Origin of the sequence: Rathayibacter sp. AY1F3 (assembly GCF_002931975.1) — a bacterium.
In the GTDB taxonomy this organism is placed as follows: domain Bacteria; phylum Actinomycetota; class Actinomycetes; order Actinomycetales; family Microbacteriaceae; genus Rathayibacter.
Genome location: NZ_PSVF01000005.1, coordinates 106,396 through 123,579, shown reverse-complemented (window position 1 = coordinate 123,579; position 17,184 = coordinate 106,396). Strand labels below are relative to the sequence as shown.

The following is a 17,184-nucleotide window of genomic DNA, read 5'->3' as shown; positions in this document are numbered from 1 at the left end:
CCAGGACGAGGAGTAGGCGTGAAGGGCAAGATTCTTTTCGTGGCAGGAGCCGCAGCCGGGTACGTGCTGGGAGCACGCGCCGGCCGCAAGCGGTACGAGCAGATCGCCTCGGCGGCAGGCCGCTTCTGGCGGACCCAGCCGGTGCAGGACGTCGCGGGCGCCGTCGGCGGTGCCGCGAAGACCCAGCTGAGCAGCGTCTCGGACAAGGCGTACGAGGTCGTGCGCTCGGTGGTCGTCAAGGCCGTGTCCGGCGGCAGGAAGGCCCAGGGAGCGAGCGACGCGGAGGCGTCGGCGGCCGCCCGCAAGGCGGCCTCGAAGGTCGACGAGGCCGCGGCGTCGGCCGGCTCCGGCGGGTCGACGACGTCCACCTCCACCAGCAGGGCCTAGTGCTCATCCCTCCGGCCGTGCCAGGCGCGCGCCGGCCGGCACGTCCCACCCTCGAGGAGCTCCCGTGGTGAACGAACGCAATCCCAAGAACGCCCGATCACTGGGAGAGCTGGTCAGCGACCTGCCCGGCCTCGTGATCGAGCTCGTCAAGGCCGAGGTCGCCTCGCTGAAGAACGAGCTGGCGGGCAAGGCGAAGAGCGCGGGTCTGGCCGTCGGCCTGTTCGCGGTCGCGGCCTTCCTCCTCCTGACCGCGTGGGCGACGCTGGTCGCCTTCGCGATCATCGGCATCGCCTCCTGGCTGCCGGCCTGGCTGTCGGCGCTGATCGTGACGGTCTTCTTCCTCCTGGTGGCCGTGATCCTCGCCCTCGTCGGCGTGCGCACCATCAAGAAGGCCGTGCCGCCGGTGCCGCAGGACTCGATCGACAGCATCAAGAAGGACGTCCAGGCGTTCAAGGGAGTGGGCAGCTATGACAACTGAGCGATCCGTCAGCAGCACCACGCCCCGCTTCGTCGACCCGGCGGAGCTGAAGCCCGGCCAGCTGAAGGCCGACATCGAGCGCGCTCGCTCCGAGCTCGCCGCGACCCTCGACGCCATCGAGTACAAGGTCAACGTGCCGCGCAAGGTGCGTACCGCCCAGCGGACGATCGAGCGCAAGCTCCAGGTCGTGCGCCGCCAGAACCCCTCCGCGCTGATCGCCGGAGCGGTCGGCGCCGCCGCCGCCGTGGGCCTCGTCGTCTGGGGCGTCGCGAAGCAGATCATCGAGGACTGAGCGCCGGAGGGCCGGGGGCGCTAGCGTCCCGGGCCCTCCGGCGCCAGAGCCCCCGCCGCTTTTGTGCATCGGCACGAGCGGAGGGATGATGGATCAATGACCGATCAGACCGCCGGCACGGCGGGTCCCGTTCAGTCCGCCCCCGACACGAGCGCCGCCGCTCCGGCGCCGCAGCCCCCCGCCGATCAGGATCACTCCGATCAGGCCCTGGGATACACGCTCTGGGCGGTTCTCCGCAGGGATCCCGCACGTCCGTTCACCCTCTCCAGCGACGCCGTGGATCCCGCGGTGAAGCAGTACGAGCACCTCGTCGCCCAGCTCGAGGGCGAGGGCGTGACCGTCCGCGGCACCTACGACGTCTCGGCCCTGCGCGCCGACGCCGACATCATGCTGTGGCTCACGGGCCCGGCGCCCGAGGAGCTGCAGCGGGCCTACCGCGAGCTGCGGCGCACGGAGCTGCTGGTCGGCCTCCTGCCGACGTGGAACGCGATGGGCGTGCACCGCGACGCCGAGTTCAGCTCGAACCACCTCCCCGCCTACATGCGCGGGAAGGCGCCGGCCCGCTGGCTCACGGTCTACCCCTTCGTCCGCTCCTACGAGTGGTACATCCTCCCCGAGGAGGAGCGTCGCGCGATGCTCGCCCAGCACGGGCGCCAGGGCTCGCGGTTCCGCTCCGTCCTGACCAACACGGTCGCCTCGTTCTCGCTCGGCGACTACGAGTGGATCCTCGCCCTCGAGGACGAGGAGCTCGTCAACCTCGTCGACCTCATGCGCGACCTGCGCGCCACCGAGGCCCGCCGCCACGTGCGCGAGGAAGTCCCCTTCTACACAGGACGGCGCATCGACGCCGACCAGATCGCCGAGGTGCTCCGATGAGCGACACGACCAGCGAGCCGATCCTCGTCCGCGGGGCCACCCCCGCGGCGGCGTCCGGCCCCGAGCACGTCGAGGTCCCCGTGGCGTACGACGCGATCCTCCTCGCCGGCTTCGGCGGGCCCGAGGGTCAGGACGACGTCATCCCGTTCCTCCGCAACGTCACCCGCGGCCGCGGCATCCCGGAGGAGCGCCTCGAGGAGGTCGCCCACCACTACCGCCACTTCGGCGGCGTCAGCCCGATCAACGCGCAGAACCGCGCGTTGAAGAAGGCGCTCGAGGCCGAGCTCGCGAACCGCGGCATCGACCTCCCCGTGCTCTGGGGCAACCGCAACTGGGCGCCCTACATGAGCGAGGCCGTCGCCGAGGCGAAGGAGCGCGGGTTCACCAACCTGCTCGCCATCGCCACCAGCGCGTACTCCTCCTTCTCGTCCTGCAGGCAGTACCGCGAGGACTACGCGGCGGCGCTCGACGCGACCGGCCTCGAGGGCGAGCTGCGGATCGACAAGGTGCGCCAGTTCTTCGACCACCCCGGCTTCGTCATGCCGTTCGTCAAGGCCGTCCACGACGGGCTCGACGAGCTGCGCGAGCGGATGCCCGACCTCGATGTCACGTCCGAGGTGGAGGTGCTGTTCTCGACGCACTCGATCCCCATGGCCGACGCCGAGCGCAGCGGACCCCACGAGCGCCACGACGACGGCACCGTCGTCGACGTGCACGAGTTCGGACCGGGCGGCGCCTACGAGGCGCAGCACCTCGCCGTCGCCGAGGTCGTCATGGCCGCCGCCACGGACGAGGACGTGCCCTGGCAGCTGGTCTACCAGTCGCGCTCCGGCCCGCCCACCCAGCCCTGGCTCGAGCCGGACATCAACGACGCCATCGCGGAGCTGCCGGCCCGCGGCCGCCGCGCGCTGCTGATCGTCCCGCTCGGCTTCGTGTCCGACCACATGGAGGTCATGTGGGACCTCGACAACGAGGCCCTCGAGACCTCGGAGGAGCACGGACTCGTCGCGCTCCGCGTCGCGACCCCCGGCACGGACCCGGTCTACGTCTCCGGCCTGATCGACCTGGTCCTCGAGCGCGTCAACGGCGTGCCGACCGAGGACCGGCCCTCGATGACGGCGCTCGGCCCCTGGTACGACGTCTGCCGCCCCGGCTGCTGCGAGAACGTGCGAGCGGGGTTCAAGCCCGCCCTGGCGGGGGTCGCACCGTGATGAGGAGTCGTCTGTCGTGAGCATCAGAGTCGGCACCCGCGCGAGCGCGCTCGCGGTGGCGCAGACCCGGATGACGGCCGATCTGATGTCGGCCGCCGCGGGGGTCCCCGTGGAGCTGGTGCGCATCGAGTCGGACGGCGACCGCATGCGCGGCTCGCTCGCCTCCCTCGGCGGCACCGGCGTGTTCGTCAGCGCCCTGCGCGACGCGCTGCTCGCCGGGCGCTGCGATGCGATCGTGCACTCGCTGAAGGACCTGCCCACCGCTCCGGTGGAGGGCCTGCTGCTCGGAGCGGTCCCCGAGCGGGAGGACCCGCGCGACGCGCTCTGCGCCCGCGACGGGCTCACCCTGGCGACCCTGCCGGTCGGCGCCCGCGTGGGCACGGGCTCGCCCCGCCGGCGCGCGGCGCTGCTGGCCGCCCGTCCGGACCTCGAGGTCGTGGACATCCGCGGCAACATCGACACCAGGCTCCGGAGGGTGCTGCCCGGCAGCGACTCGCCGCTGGACGCGATCGTGCTCGCCCTGTCCGGCCTGCGCCGCCTCGGCCGGGTCGACGCGATCACCGAGGTGCTCGGCTTCGACGTCTCCCCGCACGCCCCCGGTCAGGGAGCGCTGGCCATCGAGGTGCGCGACGAGGAGCCGTCGGAGGAGCTGCGTGCCGCTCTCGCCGCGGTCGAGCACGTGCCGACCCGCGCGGCGATCACGGCCGAGCGGTCGCTCCTCGCCTCCCTCGAGGCCGGGTGCGCCGCTCCGATCGGAGCCTCCGCGGTCGTCGAGGAGGACCGCGTGGTCCTGCACGGCGTGGTCTTCGCCGTCGACGGCACGGCGTCCCTCGCACGGGAGGTCGCGGAGCCGGTCGATAACGGTTCGGTCGGCGGTGGTCGACACCGGGCGGATCCGCAGTATGGTGGTCGCGAACTGCCCGTCGTCGAAGCCGCGTTCCGTTGCGGCTCTCTGCTCGCTGACGCGCTTCTCGGTGCGGGTGCCGCCGAACTCGCACCCCTGGGAGCCCCTTCGTGATCGTCCCCGCCGCCTACTCCCAGTGGGAGAAGCCGTTGCAGGGGTGGCGCATCCTCGTCCCCCGCGGAGGCCCGTGGGGGGACGGTGTCGCCGCCGCTCTCCGTGCCAAGGGAGCCTCGCCCGTCGTCGCTCCGATGATCAACTTCGCGCCGACCGACGACTTCCCGGCGCTCGAGCAGGCCCTCGCCGACCTCGAGGCCGGCGCCTTCGACTGGATGACCGTCACGAGCGCCACCACGGTCGACGTCCTGTCCCTCCTGCGCACCACCGTGCCCGCGAGCACCAAGGTGGCGGCGGTCGGCGAGACCACGGCGGCCGCGCTCGTCGCCGCCGGGTACTCCGTCGACCTCGTCCCCTCCGAGGACAACTCCGCCCGCGGCCTCCTGGCCGAGTGGGAGGAGGCCACCGGCGGCCGACACCCCCTGCGCGTGCTGACGCTGCGGTCCGAGATCGCCAAGCCGCTGCTCACCGAGGGCCTCACCCGCATCGGGCACGACGTGCGCTCCGTGGTCGCCTACCGCACGGTCGGCGTCCCGGTGGAGGAGCGCGTCGTGGCGGATGTCGCCGGCGGAGCCGTGCACGCGATCCTCGTCACCTCGGGCAGCGTCGCGGAGCAGGTCCAGAAGCAGCTCGGCCCGGTGCCCGAGTCGATCCTCGTCGCCGCGATCGGCCCGCAGACCGCGAAGGACGCCCGCGCCTTCGGCCTGCGCGTCGACGTCGTCGCCGACGAGCGCTCGGCCTCCTCCCTCATCGACGCGGTCGCCGCCGTCGCCACGGAGCGCGCTCCCCGCTGAGCCGCCTCCCCAGCGCGACGTCGGCCGGGAGGGGCGGGCCTCGCCCCACAGGCCGGGGACCCGCCTCTCGGCTGAGGTCCTGCGTCCGGAGCACCTCCACCGGGTGGGGCGTCCGCGCTCCCGGGAGGTGCTCGGCGGGGCGGGATTACGCTGGAGGACATGACTGCCATCCGCCCGCGCCGCCTCCGCACGACCCCCGCACTCCGCCGTCTCGTCCAGGAGACGCGCATCCACCCGGCGCAGCTGATCCTGCCCCTCTTCGTGGCCGAGGGGATCACCGAGGCCCGGCCGATCGGGTCGATGCCGGGGGTGATGCACCACTCGCTGGACAGCGTCCGCGGAGCGGTGACGGAGGCGGCCGAGGCGGGGATCGGCGGTGTGATGCTGTTCGGCGTGCCGACCACGCGCGACGCGGTCGGCTCCGGTGCGACCGACCCCGACGGCGTGCTCAACGCCGGGACGCGGGTCGTCGTGGAGGAGGTCGGCGACGCGCTGGTCGTGCAGACCGACCTGTGCCTGGACGAGTTCACCGACCACGGCCACTGCGGTGTGCTCGACGACCGCGGGCGCGTCGACAACGACGCCACGCTCCTCCGCTACGAGGAGATGGCGCTCGCCCAGGCCGAGGCCGGCTCCCACCTGCTCGGGCTCTCGGGGATGATGGACGGCCAGGTCGGAGCGATCCGCGCCGCTCTCGACGGCGCCGGGCACCTGGACACCGCGATCCTCGCGTACTCGGCGAAGTACGCCTCCAGCTTCTACGGTCCGTTCCGCGAGGCCGTGCAGTCCACGCTCGAGGGCGATCGCCGCACCTACCAGCAGGACCCGGCGAACCGCCGCGAGGGCCTGCGCGAGGCGACCCTCGACCTCGCCGAGGGCGCCGACGTGGTGATGGTGAAGCCGGCCATGAGCTACCTCGACGTGCTCTCGGACGTCGCCTCCGTCTCGGACGTGCCGGTCTGGGCGTACCAGGTGTCGGGGGAGTACGCGATGATCGAGGCCGCCGCCGCGAACGGCTGGATCTCGCGCGAGCCGGCGATCCTGGAGTCGGTCACGGGGATCCTCCGCGCGGGGGCCGATGCGGTTCTCACCTACTGGGCCGTCGAGATCGCTCGCGACCTGCTGAAGTAGCCGCTCCTCCTCCTGGGAGCGAGCCTCGGCATCTCGTCCGAAAGCGCTCCTCCGGCGCGAGGGCGCCGGGCGGCGCGCGTACCCTGGAGAGGTGACCACCTCGGCGAACGACACCCTGTACGAGCGTGCCCGGCACGCGATCCCCGGAGGCGTCAACTCGCCCGTCAGAGCGTTCCGCTCGGTCGGCGGGACCCCGCGCTTCATGGTCTCGGCCGCCGGCCCGTACATCACGGACGCGGACGGGCGCGAGTACGTCGACCTCGTCTGCTCCTGGGGCCCCGCCGTCCTCGGGCACGCGCACCCCGAGGTCGTCGCGGCCGTGCAGGAGGCGGCCGCCCGGGGTCTCTCGTTCGGCGCGTCCACTCCCGCCGAGACGGATCTCGCCGAGCTGGTCGAGGCGCGGATCACGGCCGGGGGAGTCTCGCCGATCGAGAAGCTCCGCCTGGTCTCCACCGGCACCGAGGCGACGATGACGGCGATCCGCCTCGCCCGCGGCGTCACCGGCCGCGACCTGCTGATCAAGTTCTCCGGCCACTACCACGGCCACTCCGACGGGCTGCTCGCCGATGCCGGCTCCGGTCTCGCGACCCTCTCGCTGCCCGCCTCCGCCGGCGTCACGGCCGCGACCGCGGCCCAGACGATCGTGCTGCCGTACAACGACCTCGAGGCGGTGCGCGCGGTCCTGGCCGAGCGTGGCGCCGACATCGCGGCGGTCATCACCGAGGCCGCGGCCGCCAACATGGGCGTGGTCGCTCCGGACCCGGGCTTCAACGCGGCCCTCGCCGAGCTCGTGCACGCGAACGGATCGCTGCTGATCATCGACGAGGTGCTGACCGGCTTCCGCGTGAGCGCCGGCGGCTGGTGGGGGCTCGAGAACCGCGGCGCCGAGGCTCCGTACCGGGCCGACCTCTACACCTTCGGCAAGGTCATCGGCGGAGGGATGCCGGTCGCGGCTCTCGGCGGCCGTGCGGACGTCATGGACCACCTGGCGCCGCTCGGGCCGGTGTACCAGGCGGGCACCCTCTCCGGGAACCCGGTCGCGGTGGCCGCGGGCATCCGGACGCTGCAGCTGGCCGACGACGCGGTCTACGCCTCGCTGGACGCCACGGCGCTGACTCTCCAGCGCGAGGTGTCGGCGGCGCTGACGGCCGAGGGCGTCGCGCACACTGTGCAGACGGCCGGGAGCCTCTTCAGCTTCATGTTCACGGACCTGGGCCGGCCGGTGCGCGACTACGCCGAGGTCCAGGCGCAGGAGTCGTTCCGCTACCCGGCGTTCTTCCACGCGATGCTCGACGCGGGCGTCTCGCTGCCGCCGTCGGTGTACGAGGCCTGGTTCGTCTCGGCCGCGCACGACGACGCGGCGATCGGGCGGATCGTGGACGCACTGCCGGCGGCGGCGAAGGCCGCGGCGGCCGCTCGGGCGTAGGCTCCGGGGCCACCCGCAGATCAGTCGGGAGGCGCCCGCCGCACCATAGCTCCGGGCGGCGGGCGCCTCGCGCGCCCGGCCGCCGGCGTGCGGCGACCGGGCAGGGGCCCTCAGCCCCGGCGCGAGACCGACTTCGGCAGCACGAACACCAGCGCGAAGGCGGCGACCGCCATCAGGGTGCTGAGGAGCATCGCGGGAGCCGCGGCGTCGAGGAAGCCCGAGGCGACCGTGTCCGGACCCGTGATGACGAGGCTCCCGAACAGCACGCTGCCGATGACCGCGATGCCCACGGCCGAGCCGATGCGCTGGATCGCCGAGATCACGCCGCTCGCCGCGCCCGCGTCCTGCGGGTCGACGGTCGAGACGATGAACTGCACGTTCGGGGCGATGAAGAAGCCGTTGCCGAGGCCCGCGATCAGCAGCGGCGGCAGGAGCTGCCAGTTGCTGATCGAGTCCGGGGTCGCGGTCAGCAGCACCAGCCAGACCCAGCCGAGCCCGACGGCGAGGAGTCCGCTGCCCATCACCAGGACGTTGCGGCCCAGGCGCGCGGTCATCCGGTTGCTCTGCGAGGAGCTGATGATGCTGCCGATCGCGAAGGGGATCGACACCAGGCCCGACTCGAGCGCGGTGTGGCCGAGGCCCGACTGCCAGAGCAGCGAGATGGTGAAGAAGATGCTCGTGAAGGCCGCGAAGTAGACCAGCGCGAGGATCACGCCTCCGGTGAAGGCCGGGTGGCGGAACAGCGACGGCGGCACCAGGGGAGCGCGGCCGCGGCGGACGTGGAGGACCTCCCAGGCGCCGAACGCGGCGAGGAGCAGGACACCGCCGGCGATCGAGAGGAAGGTCCACAGCGGCCAGCCCTCGTCCTCGCCCTGGATGAGCGGGACGAGCAGGGCGACCAGGCCGCCGGAGACGAGCACGAGGCCGAGCCAGTCGACGCCTCCGCTCGGGGCGCGGTCGCCGGCCTCGAGGTCGCGGCGGGCGGGGAGGAGGACCGCGGCGGCGATCAGGGTCGCGACGCCGATGGGCAGGTTCACCCAGAAGACCAGGCGCCAGCCGTTCTCGTCGCCGAAGGCCTGGATGATCAGGCCGCCGATGATCGGGCCGAGCGCCGACGAGACGCCGAGGACCGCGCCCATCACCGCGAAGGCCTTGCCGCGCGAGGGGCCGCGGAAGAGGAGCTGGATGTAGGCGTTGACCGCCGGGACGAAGACGCCGCCCGCCAGGCCCTGCACGATGCGGGCGATGACGAGCTGGGTGTCGTCCGCGGCCAGTCCGCACGCGAAGCTGGCGACGGTGAAGAGGGCGATGCCGCTGACGAAGACCCACTTGTGCCCGAAGCGGTCGCCGAGGCGGCCGGCGGGGATCAGGGCGAGGCCGAACGCGAGGGCGTAGCCGGAGATGATCCAGGAGAGCGTCGACTCGGAGGCGTCGAGCGTGGTGCGGATGGTGGGCAGCGCCACGTTCACGATGGTCGTGTCGAGCAGGGCGATGAACATGCCCGCGAGCAGGACGATCAGCGAGCGCCAGGCGCGCTTGTCGGGGGCGGGAGGGGCGCCGGTCGATCGGGCGGTCGACGTCTCGGTCATCGCAGGAGTGCCTTTCGAGCAGGGGGGGGAGGGGTGGTCCGTCAGACCTGTTCGAGGGACGCGACCGGATGTGAATGCTCGCAGGAGAAACCGGGTTTCCGCACGCCGGGATCTGTGGGGGCCTTCAGGCGGAGGGCTCGCCGCAGGCTCGTCTCGCGGGGCGTCAGCGGATGCGCGACTCCGCCAGCCGGGCGCAGTCGATGCAGAGCTCGGCCGTGGGCCGGGCGGCGAGGCGGGCGGCTCCGATCGGGCGGCCGCACGAGGCGCAGTCCCCGTAGCCGCCGGTGCCGAGGCGGGTGCGAGCGGCGTCGAGCTCGCGCGCCGTGCGGGCGAGAGCGTCGCGGACTCCGGCCATCCGCGACCACTCGGCCGAGAGCGGCGTGCCCTCCGGGTCGTGCTCGTCATCGGCGGTGCCGTCGGCACGGTCGCGCAGGAGCTCGGCCAGCGAGGCCTCGAGCCGGGCCGCCTCGTCGCGCGTCTCGGCCTGCCGCTCGGCCAGCAGCGCGTCGAGGAGGCGCGCCTCGTCCGGATCCATCGGCATCCGACCATGCTGCCACCCACGCGGGCGGCGGGGCATCGTTGTGCGATCCGGCGCTGACCCGGCGGCGGGCGGCGGGGCAGACTAGAGGCATGCCCGTCGTGACCGTGCTCCCCGACCGCCTCGAACTCCGCCTCACCGCGGCCGAGCGACTGCTCGCGTTCCACCGCAGCGACGTCGTCGTCGACCGGTCGAGCATCCGCTCGGCGACGGTCACCGAGGACCCCTGGATCTGGGTGCGGGGCATCCGCGCGCCGGGCACCGCGGTGCCGCTCACGCTCGCGGCCGGCACGTGGAAGTTCCACGGCGGCAAGGACTTCCTGCTGATCAAGCGCACCGCCTCGGCCGTCGTGATCGACCTGGTCGACGAGGACTACTCCCGCCTGATCGTGAGCACCAAGCACGCTCCCGAGCTGATCGCGGCCCTCCAGCTGGGGACGACGACCGCGGCGATCCCCGTGATCGAGACCGACGACCTCGTGATCGTCCCCGAGGTCGCCGAGCAGGCGGAGCGGGCCCAGGCGGCCGCCGCGGAGAAGCGCGCGAAGAAGAAGGCGAAGGCGGCGGAGGCCGCGGCCGTGGCCGCGGAGGCGGCGGGTCCGGCGACGGTGGTCGAGGGTCAGGAGGTGGCGAGCGGCGGGAGCGCGGCGACAGCGGCGACCGCGGCTCCGGAGGCGGACGGCGCCGCGGAGGACGTCGCGGCTCCGACGGAGTCAGCAGCGGGGGCCGCTCCGAAGAGCCCGAAGGCCGCTCCGAAGACGAGTGCTCGGACCGCCGCGAGCACGCGGGCCGGGTCCGGGGGGTCCGCGCCCGTGGACGTCATCGGCTCCGAGCCGATCGACTCCGCAGCCCCGGTGAAGCCCGCCGAGCCGAAGCCCGCGGAGCCGAAGCCCGCCGAGAAAAAGTCCGCGGGATCGAAGCCCGCCGAGCCGAAGCCCGCCGGATCCGAGTCCGCCGAGCCCGCCCCCGCGAAGCCGGGGCCGGCCGCGAAGCCCGCGCCGAAGCCCCGCACGCCGGCGAAGCCCCGCTCCGCGCGCCCCGACTCCTCCGTCGGTCACGCGTCGGCCGAGCCGAGCGGCGCCACCGAGGCCGCGGAGTAGCGCACCGCCGCACGAGCAGCCGCCCCGCAGCGCCGGCCCAGGCGCCCCCTCCTCCACGCTCGAGGCGGGCGGACGCCCTCCGGCGAGGCCGAACCGTCAGGCGCGGACGTCCACCACAGTCCGACCGTGCGAGCGGCCCGCGAGCACGTCCTCGGCCGCGTCGACCGCCCCGCCGAGCGGCACCGTCGTCGTCAGCTCGTCGAGCAGCTCCAGGTCGAGGTCGTGAGCGAGGCGGCGCCAGGCCTCCTCGCGGAGCTTGCGCGGCGCCTCCACCGAGTTGATGCCGGCCAGCGTCACTCCGCGCAGGATGAACGGCATCACGCTCACCGGCAGGTCCGGGCCCTGCGCGAGACCGCACGCCGCCACGGTGCCGCCCCACCGCGTCTGCGCGAGGGCGTTCGCGAGCGTGTGCGAGCCGGCGGAGTCCACCGCTCCCGCCCAGCGCTCGGACTGCAGCGGCTTCCCGCCCTCCTGCAGCTCGGCGCGGTCGATGACGTCGGAGGCGCCCAAGCGCTGGAGCAGAGCGCCGTGCTCGCCGAGCCGGCCGGTCGAGGCGACGACCTCGTGGCCCAGGCGCGCCAGGAGCGCGACGGCGAGCGACCCCACGCCTCCCGAGGCCCCCGTCACCAGGACGGGACCGCTGCCCGGCCGCACGCCGTGCCGCTCGAGCGCCAGCACGGCCAGCATCGCCGTGAAGCCCGCGGTGCCGATCGCTCCGGCCCGTGCCGCCGAGATCGCGCCGGGCAGCCGGAGCAGCGACGCGGAGTCGACACGCGCCCGCTCGGCGAGCCCGCCGTCGTGGCGCTCGCCGAGGCCGGCGCCGTTGAGCACCACCCGGTCGCCGGAGTCGAAGCGCTCGCCCGCCTCGCCGTCCGCGTACTCCACGGTGCCGACCAGGTCGATGCCGGCGACGAGCGGGGTGCGGCGCACGATCCCGGGCCGCCCCGCCAGCGCCAGGGCGTCCTTGTAGTTGACGCTCGAGTACTCGACGGCGATCGACACGTCGCCGTGCGAGCGGTCGGGATCGTCGCGCTCGAGGAGGCGGGCTCGGTTGGGGGTGTCGGTGTCGGAGTCGGAGTGCCGCTCGACGACGATGGCTCGGTACATGGGCCCACGCTACGCCCGCGGGCCCGCGGCCGGGCGGTCAGTTCAGGGGCCGGGTGCCCTCGGGGAGCGATCCGCCGGAGTAGAGGGCGGCGGCCGCGTCCTGGAGCGCCGTCAGGGCGACGCGCTGCGTCCACGGACCGTAGGAGACGCGGGCCAGCCCGAGCTCCTCGAAGCGGGCGGGGGACTGCGATCCGGGGACGCCGATGACGCTGACGCGCTGCCGCCCGAGGGCGGCGACGAGGGACTCCAGCTCGGCGTCCTGGAGCAGCCCGGGGACGAAGAAGCAGGTGGCGCCGGCGTCGAGGTAGGCGCGGCCGCGCTCGACGGCGTCGGCCAGGACCTCGCCGCGGTCGCGGTCGCCGGCGCGGAGGAGCACGTCCGTGCGGGCGTTGAGCGCGAAGGGCACCGCCTCCTCCTCGGCCGCGGCGACGGCCTTCTCGACCGCTCGCAGCGCCTCCGGGAGCGGCTTCGCCTGGTCCTCGAGGTTCGCGCCCACGACGCCGATCCCGATCGCGCGCCGGACCGTCTCGCCCGCGTCGCCGTAGCCCGCCTCGAGGTCGGCCGAGACCGGGACCTCGACGGCGGCGACGATGCGCTCGATCATGCCCAGGTGCAGCTCCAGCGGGATCCGCTCGCCGTCCTCGTAGCCGAACGCCGCCGCGATGGAGTGGCTGGCGGTCGCGAGCGCCCGGGTCTCCGGGAGTGCGGCGATCGTGGTCGCGCTGATCACGTCCCAGACGTTCACCACCTGCAGCAGCTCGGGGGCGGTGTGGAGGTCGACGAGGGTGCGTCCGCGCGCTTCGATGCTCATGGCACGAGCGTAGGGCCCGCGTGCGCGGCGCAGGCCGCCGCATCGCAGTCCGCGCACACCACGAGCTGGGCGCGGCAGGAGAGGTCGGTGCAGTTGCGCATCCGGCTGGTCGGCGCGGCGCACGAGGTGCAGCGGCCGAGCACCTCGGCGTCGGGGGAGAAGGAGACGGAGCCGCGGCCGTCGAAGACGTACAGGGCCCCCTTCCACAGCCCGCGGTCGCGCCGCGCCTCGGCGTAGCGGACGACGCCGCCGTCGAGCTGGTACACCTCGCCGAAGCCGCGCGCCGTCATCAGGCTCGACAGCACCTCGCAGCGGATGCCGCCGGTGCAGTACGTGACGACGGGCCGGCCCTTGAGGTGGTCGTAGACGCCGGCGTCGAGCTGCTCGACGAACTCGCGGGTGCTGGAGACCCCCGGCACGATCGCCCCCTCGAACCTGCCGATCTCGGCTTCGAAGGCGTTGCGGCCGTCGAAGAGCACCACGTCGTCGCGCTCGGCGACCAGGGCGTCCAGCTGGTCCGGGTCGAGCCGCGGCGCCGTCCCGACGACCCCGTCGGCGTCGACCCGCAGCTCGTCGGGCGCGCCGAACGAGACGATCTCGTCGCGCACCTTCACCGAGAGACCGGGGAAGTCGAGGCTGCGGCCAGCGTCGTCGAGCCCGGAGCCGTCGCTCCACTTCACCTCGAGCCCGCGGAAGGCCGAGTGCTCACGGGTGCGGCGGACGTAGCGCTTCAGGGCGTCCATCCCGCCGCCCAGCGTGCCGTTCACCCCGTGCTCCGAGATCAGCAGGCGCCCGCGCAGGCCCAGCGACTCGCACAGCTCGCGCTGCCACAGCCGCACGGACTCGGGGTCGGCCAGCGGCACGAAGCGGTAGAACAGCAGGATCTTCGGCAGCACCGGCACATCCTACGAGGACGTCCGGACCGGGGCGCGGCGTGTGGCAGCATCGTCGGGTGCCCGACGCCTCCGCCCCCGTGCCGCACTCCCGCCTCGAGGACGTCTTCGGTCTCGTCACCGGTGCGTTCGTCGTGTCGCTCGGCCTCTACCTGCTGCGCGCGAGCCAGGCGGTCACGGGCGGCACCGCGGGTCTCGCGCTGCTGCTGGGGTACCCGCTCGACATCCCGTTCGGCGTCATCCTCGTCACGGTCAATGTGCCGTTCCTCGCCCTCTCGCTGTGGAAGAAGGGCTGGCGGTTCACGCTGCGGACCATGTTCTCGATCGTGCTGGTCTCGGTCCTGGCGGGGCTGCACCCGCTGGCGTTCGGCGAGCTGCGGATCGAGCCCGTCTACGGCGTCCTCACGGGCGACGTGCTCGCGGGGATCGGCCTCCTGATCCTCTTCCGGCACGGGTCGAGCCTGGGCGGATTCAGCATCGTCGCCCTGATCGCGCAGGAGCGGCTCGGCTGGCGGGCGGGCTACGTGATGATGGCGCTCGACGCGTGCGTGGTCGCGGCCGCGCTGCTGGTGGTGCCTCCGCTGAACGTGCTGATCTCGGCGGCGGGAGTGGTGGTGCTCAACCTGGTCCTGGCGTTCAACCACCGGCCCGGGCGCTATCTCGGGTCCTGACCCCCTCCGCAAGCCCTTCGGCGCGCACCGCCGGGTTCCTAGGCTGAGGGCGCGGGCCCCCGCCCGCCCTTCCCGAACGGAGAAACCGGATGTCCGACTGGACCTACGACCCCTACGCCCGCCTCGGCGAGGTGCCGACCTTCGCGCTCGAGAGCGACGACATCGCCGACGGTGCGCCCCTGTCCGCCCGCCACTACGGCGAGGGCTCCGGCGGGGAGGACGTCTCGCCGCACCTGCGCTGGTCGGGAGCCCCCGCCGAGACGAAGAGCTTCGCCGTGACGGTGTTCGACCCCGACGCGCCCACCGGCTCCGGCTTCTGGCACTGGGCCGTCTACAACCTCCCGGCCGACACCACGGAGCTCCCCACGGGAGCCGGAGCCGCCGGCTTCGAGCTGCTCCCGGCGGGCGCGCAGACGCTGCCCAACGAGATGCGGCTGCGCCAGTTCGTCGGAGCGGCGCCGCCGGACCGCGAGCACCGCTACTTCTTCGTGGTGCACGCCCTCGACGTCGAGTCGCTCGACCTCGATCCGGAGTCGACGCCGGCGGTCCTCGGCTTCAACGCGCACTTCCACACCCTCGCGCGGGCGCAGATCGTCGCCACGGCGACGCCGGACGGCGCGAAGGGCTGACCCGCTCCGCGGGGAGCGCGCGCTACCCGAAGAGGGTGCGCGCCTCCTCGTAGCGGGCGTCCGGGACCGTCTTGAGGGTGCCGAGCGCCTCGGCGAAGTCCACGTGGTAGATGTCGGTGCCGCGCAGGGCGACCATGCGGCCCCAGTGCTCGGCGACGACGGAGTCGATGGCGGCCATGCCCAGGCGGGTCGCGAGGACGCGGTCGAACGCGGTGGGCGTGCCTCCGCGCTGGATGTGGCCGAGCGTCGTGGCGCGGGTCTCGATGCCGGTGCGCTCCTCGATGAGCGGGGCCAGCAGCTCGCCGATGCCGCCGAGGCGGGGCCGGCCGAAGGCGTCGAGGCCGCGCTCGGAGTGGGCGTCGTCCATCGTGTCGAGCGAGAAGCCCTCGGCGACCACGACGAGCGGTGCGCGCCCGCGGTCCTGCGCGCTCTGCACCCACTCGACGATCTGGTCGAGGGAGGTGCGCTTCTCCGGGATGAGGATGACGTGGGCGCCCGCGGCCATGCCGGAGTGCAGGGCGATCCAGCCGACGTGGCGGCCCATGACCTCGGCGACCATGCAGCGGCCGTGCGAGTCGCCGGTGGTGCGGAGGCGGTCCATCGCGTCGGTCGCGATGCCGACGGCGGTGTCGAAGCCGAAGGTGTAGTCGGTGGCGCCGAGGTCGTTGTCGATGGTCTTGGGGACGCCGACGATCTTGAGACCCGCGTCCGTGAGGCGCTTGGCCGCGGCCAGGGTGCCCTCGCCGCCGATCGCGATGATCGAGTCGATGCCGTTGCGGTCCATCATCTCGGCGATCTTCTCGGGGCCGCCGTTCTCGCCCTCGAACGGGTTCGTCCGGCTGGTGCCGATGATCGTGCCGCCCTGCTTGGCGATGCCCTGGATCTCGGGGCGGCCCAGGGGCAGGAGGTCGCCGTCGACCACTCCGCGCCAGCCGTTCCGGAAGCCCACGAACTCCTGGTCGTAGACCTTGATGCCCTTGTAGACGGCACCGCGGATGACGGCGTTGAGGCCGGGGCAGTCGCCACCGGAGGTCAGGATCCCGATCTTCACCCGCTCAGGTTAGAGGACCCGGTGAACGGATGTGCACGCGGACGACGACGGGCCCCTCCTCGCCGCCTCGAGGAAGGGCCCGTCGTCGTGCTCGGTGCTGGTGGGACTAGGTCGTGACGAGCTCGCCGTTGACGCCGCGGGGGAAGAATCCGCCGGTGCGCGTCCCGGCCGCGGGGTTCAGGTACACGATGTTGAGGACCTGGCCCGGGGTGCGGCTGAACGCGATCGAGCTGGCGTCGGTCGGGACGATGTTCGCCTGGCCGTTGACCTTGACGCCCTGGTCGAGGTCGGTCTTGCCGTCGAGGCTGTCGCGAGCGTCGGAGAGCTTGTTCGCCGAGTCGGACAGGTCGGCGGCGTAGATCGCCGAGCGGATCGCGCCCGCGTGGTACGCCTCCACCGCGAGGATGCCGGCGGCCGCGTCGAGGTAGGTCTTCGACTGGATGAGCGGGGCGGCGCCCTTGTAGGCGGTCACTCCCACGTCCTCGAAGACGAAGGCGCCGAGCAGGAAGTTCGACTCGCTCGCGAACGGGTCGAACGACTGACCGGCCTTGATCAGCCCCGCCGCAACGGCGGCGGAGTTGAAGCTGTCCTTCAGGTTGATCGCCGGGCGGGCCACCTTCGCGGTGCCCAGCGCGGCCCGCAGGAACTGCACGTGGGCCTTCTCGTCGTTCGCGACCTCGGTGGCGAAGCTCTTCAGCCACGGGGTCTTGAAGTCGACGGGGCGGCCGCCGATGACGCCGCCGGGCGTGCCCTTGCCGGTCACGTCCGAGCCGCCGAGGCCGGTGCCGTAGACGGCGCGGAGGTAGAACTCGGCCTCGAGGTACTCGAGGTTGAGGGCGAAGTTGAGGATCGAGGCGTCGCTGGGGCCGCTGGCAGCGACCTCCTCGGCGGAGGCGGTGGGCGCGGCGAGGGCCGCGGCTCCGATGCCGAGGCCGGCGACGCCGGTGGCCTCGAAGAAGCGGCGACGGTCGAGAGCGGTCTCAGAGCTCTTGACGATCGCGTTGCGGATGAAGGTCGTGTCGAACATGTGCGCATCTCCAGTGATAGGCGGGTGCCGGGCGGCTGGAGCGCCGCCGCGACAGCGCGAAGCTACGCCCGGGATCGACCTGCTGACCAGTGGAAACGGGCGATCGGATCCGCGCATGTGTTCACGCCGTCTGAACCAATCCGCCGGGCGTGTCG

General features: G+C 73.3%; 19 protein-coding genes. 12 read left to right on the top strand and 7 right to left on the bottom strand.

Translation table 11 applies throughout. The features are described from left to right. Nucleotides 1–39: 39 nt before the first annotated feature. The 9 genes from C5C39_RS05300 (at nt 40) to hemL (ending at nt 7,613) form a co-directional block, all read left to right on the top strand. On the top strand, nt 40–387 hold the full coding sequence (locus C5C39_RS05300) for a YtxH domain-containing protein (RefSeq protein WP_146076886.1): 348 nt from the start codon (nt 40–42) through the stop codon (nt 385–387). Nucleotides 388–454: 67 nt separating this feature from the next. Next, a complete protein-coding gene (locus tag C5C39_RS05295; protein ID WP_244229489.1) occupies nt 455–865 on the top strand; it encodes a phage holin family protein in 411 nt (136 codons plus the stop codon). Continuing rightward, nucleotides 855–1,157, top strand: coding sequence for a DUF3618 domain-containing protein (locus C5C39_RS05290; protein WP_104222879.1), 303 nt, complete (start codon nt 855–857; stop codon nt 1,155–1,157). The genes C5C39_RS05295 and C5C39_RS05290 overlap by 11 nt, the downstream gene beginning before the upstream one ends. Before the next feature lie 96 nt (nt 1,158–1,253). Next, nucleotides 1,254–2,033: a hydrogen peroxide-dependent heme synthase gene (gene hemQ / locus C5C39_RS05285; protein ID WP_104233087.1), complete on the top strand. Its 780-nt coding sequence runs from the start codon at nt 1,254–1,256 to the stop codon at nt 2,031–2,033. Next, nucleotides 2,030–3,244 carry a ferrochelatase gene (locus C5C39_RS05280; protein WP_104226143.1) on the top strand — a complete coding sequence of 405 codons (1,215 nt, stop codon included), beginning with the start codon at nt 2,030–2,032 and terminating at the stop codon, nt 3,242–3,244. The genes hemQ and C5C39_RS05280 overlap by 4 nt, the downstream gene beginning before the upstream one ends. A 16-nt stretch (nt 3,245–3,260) precedes the next feature. Then, nucleotides 3,261–4,262, top strand: coding sequence for a hydroxymethylbilane synthase (gene hemC, locus C5C39_RS05275; protein ID WP_104352835.1), 1,002 nt, complete (start codon nt 3,261–3,263; stop codon nt 4,260–4,262). Beyond that, nucleotides 4,262–5,056, top strand: coding sequence for a uroporphyrinogen-III synthase (locus C5C39_RS05270; RefSeq protein WP_104222950.1), 795 nt, complete (start codon nt 4,262–4,264; stop codon nt 5,054–5,056). The genes hemC and C5C39_RS05270 overlap by 1 nt, the downstream gene beginning before the upstream one ends. Nucleotides 5,057–5,215: 159 nt before the next feature. After that, the gene (gene hemB / locus C5C39_RS05265) at nt 5,216–6,187 is read left to right on the top strand and encodes a porphobilinogen synthase (protein ID WP_104222875.1); all 972 of its coding nucleotides are present in this window, start codon (nt 5,216–5,218) and stop codon (nt 6,185–6,187) included. Between the two features lie 91 nt (nt 6,188–6,278). Then, nucleotides 6,279–7,613: a glutamate-1-semialdehyde 2,1-aminomutase gene (gene hemL, locus C5C39_RS05260; protein ID WP_104352834.1), complete on the top strand. Its 1,335-nt coding sequence runs from the start codon at nt 6,279–6,281 to the stop codon at nt 7,611–7,613. A 110-nt stretch (nt 7,614–7,723) separates the two neighbouring features. Here the strand turns inward: hemL and C5C39_RS05255 are convergent, their stop codons facing one another. Next, nucleotides 7,724–9,202: an MFS transporter gene (locus tag C5C39_RS05255; RefSeq protein WP_104257675.1), complete on the bottom strand. Its 1,479-nt coding sequence runs from the start codon at nt 9,200–9,202 to the stop codon at nt 7,724–7,726. A gap of 163 nt (nt 9,203–9,365) precedes the next feature. After that, entirely contained in the window at nt 9,366–9,743 is a 378-nt protein-coding gene (locus C5C39_RS05250) for a TraR/DksA family transcriptional regulator (RefSeq protein ID WP_258059381.1), read from the bottom strand. An 89-nt stretch (nt 9,744–9,832) separates the two neighbouring features. On the opposite strand from C5C39_RS05250, the gene C5C39_RS17935 reads away from it, so the two are divergent. Further along, the gene (locus C5C39_RS17935; protein WP_308471208.1) at nt 9,833–10,840 is read left to right on the top strand and encodes a hypothetical protein; all 1,008 of its coding nucleotides are present in this window, start codon (nt 9,833–9,835) and stop codon (nt 10,838–10,840) included. A 96-nt stretch (nt 10,841–10,936) separates the two neighbouring features. On the opposite strand, the gene C5C39_RS05240 is transcribed toward C5C39_RS17935, so the two are convergent. Genes C5C39_RS05240 through C5C39_RS05230 form a run of 3 tightly spaced genes read right to left on the bottom strand, consistent with a single transcriptional unit; the run spans nt 10,937 to nt 13,654 of the window. Beyond that, on the bottom strand, nt 10,937–11,947 hold the full coding sequence (locus C5C39_RS05240; protein ID WP_104226148.1) for an MDR family oxidoreductase: 1,011 nt from the start codon (nt 11,945–11,947) through the stop codon (nt 10,937–10,939). A gap of 37 nt (nt 11,948–11,984) precedes the next feature. Then, nucleotides 11,985–12,758, bottom strand: a complete 774-nt coding sequence (locus tag C5C39_RS05235; protein ID WP_104352833.1) for an isocitrate lyase/phosphoenolpyruvate mutase family protein — start codon at nt 12,756–12,758, stop codon at nt 11,985–11,987. Next, entirely contained in the window at nt 12,755–13,654 is a 900-nt protein-coding gene (locus tag C5C39_RS05230; protein WP_104237631.1) for a rhodanese-related sulfurtransferase, read from the bottom strand. The genes C5C39_RS05235 and C5C39_RS05230 overlap by 4 nt, the downstream gene beginning before the upstream one ends. Before the next feature lie 56 nt (nt 13,655–13,710). Between C5C39_RS05230 and C5C39_RS05225 the strand changes: the two genes are divergently transcribed. Together C5C39_RS05225 and C5C39_RS05220 are read left to right on the top strand one after the other, a co-directional pair. Next, nucleotides 13,711–14,322, top strand: coding sequence for a YitT family protein (locus tag C5C39_RS05225; protein WP_244230588.1), 612 nt, complete (start codon nt 13,711–13,713; stop codon nt 14,320–14,322). An 89-nt stretch (nt 14,323–14,411) separates the two neighbouring features. Then, the gene (locus C5C39_RS05220) at nt 14,412–14,951 is read left to right on the top strand and encodes a YbhB/YbcL family Raf kinase inhibitor-like protein (RefSeq protein ID WP_104352832.1); all 540 of its coding nucleotides are present in this window, start codon (nt 14,412–14,414) and stop codon (nt 14,949–14,951) included. A gap of 22 nt (nt 14,952–14,973) precedes the next feature. Here the strand turns inward: C5C39_RS05220 and C5C39_RS05215 are convergent, their stop codons facing one another. Both C5C39_RS05215 and C5C39_RS05210 read right to left on the bottom strand, forming a co-directional pair. Beyond that, the gene (locus C5C39_RS05215) at nt 14,974–16,002 is read right to left on the bottom strand and encodes a 6-phosphofructokinase (protein WP_104237632.1); all 1,029 of its coding nucleotides are present in this window, start codon (nt 16,000–16,002) and stop codon (nt 14,974–14,976) included. Nucleotides 16,003–16,108: 106 nt separating this feature from the next. After that, nucleotides 16,109–17,029, bottom strand: coding sequence for a ferritin-like domain-containing protein (locus C5C39_RS05210; protein WP_104323674.1), 921 nt, complete (start codon nt 17,027–17,029; stop codon nt 16,109–16,111). Nucleotides 17,030–17,184 lie beyond the last annotated feature (155 nt).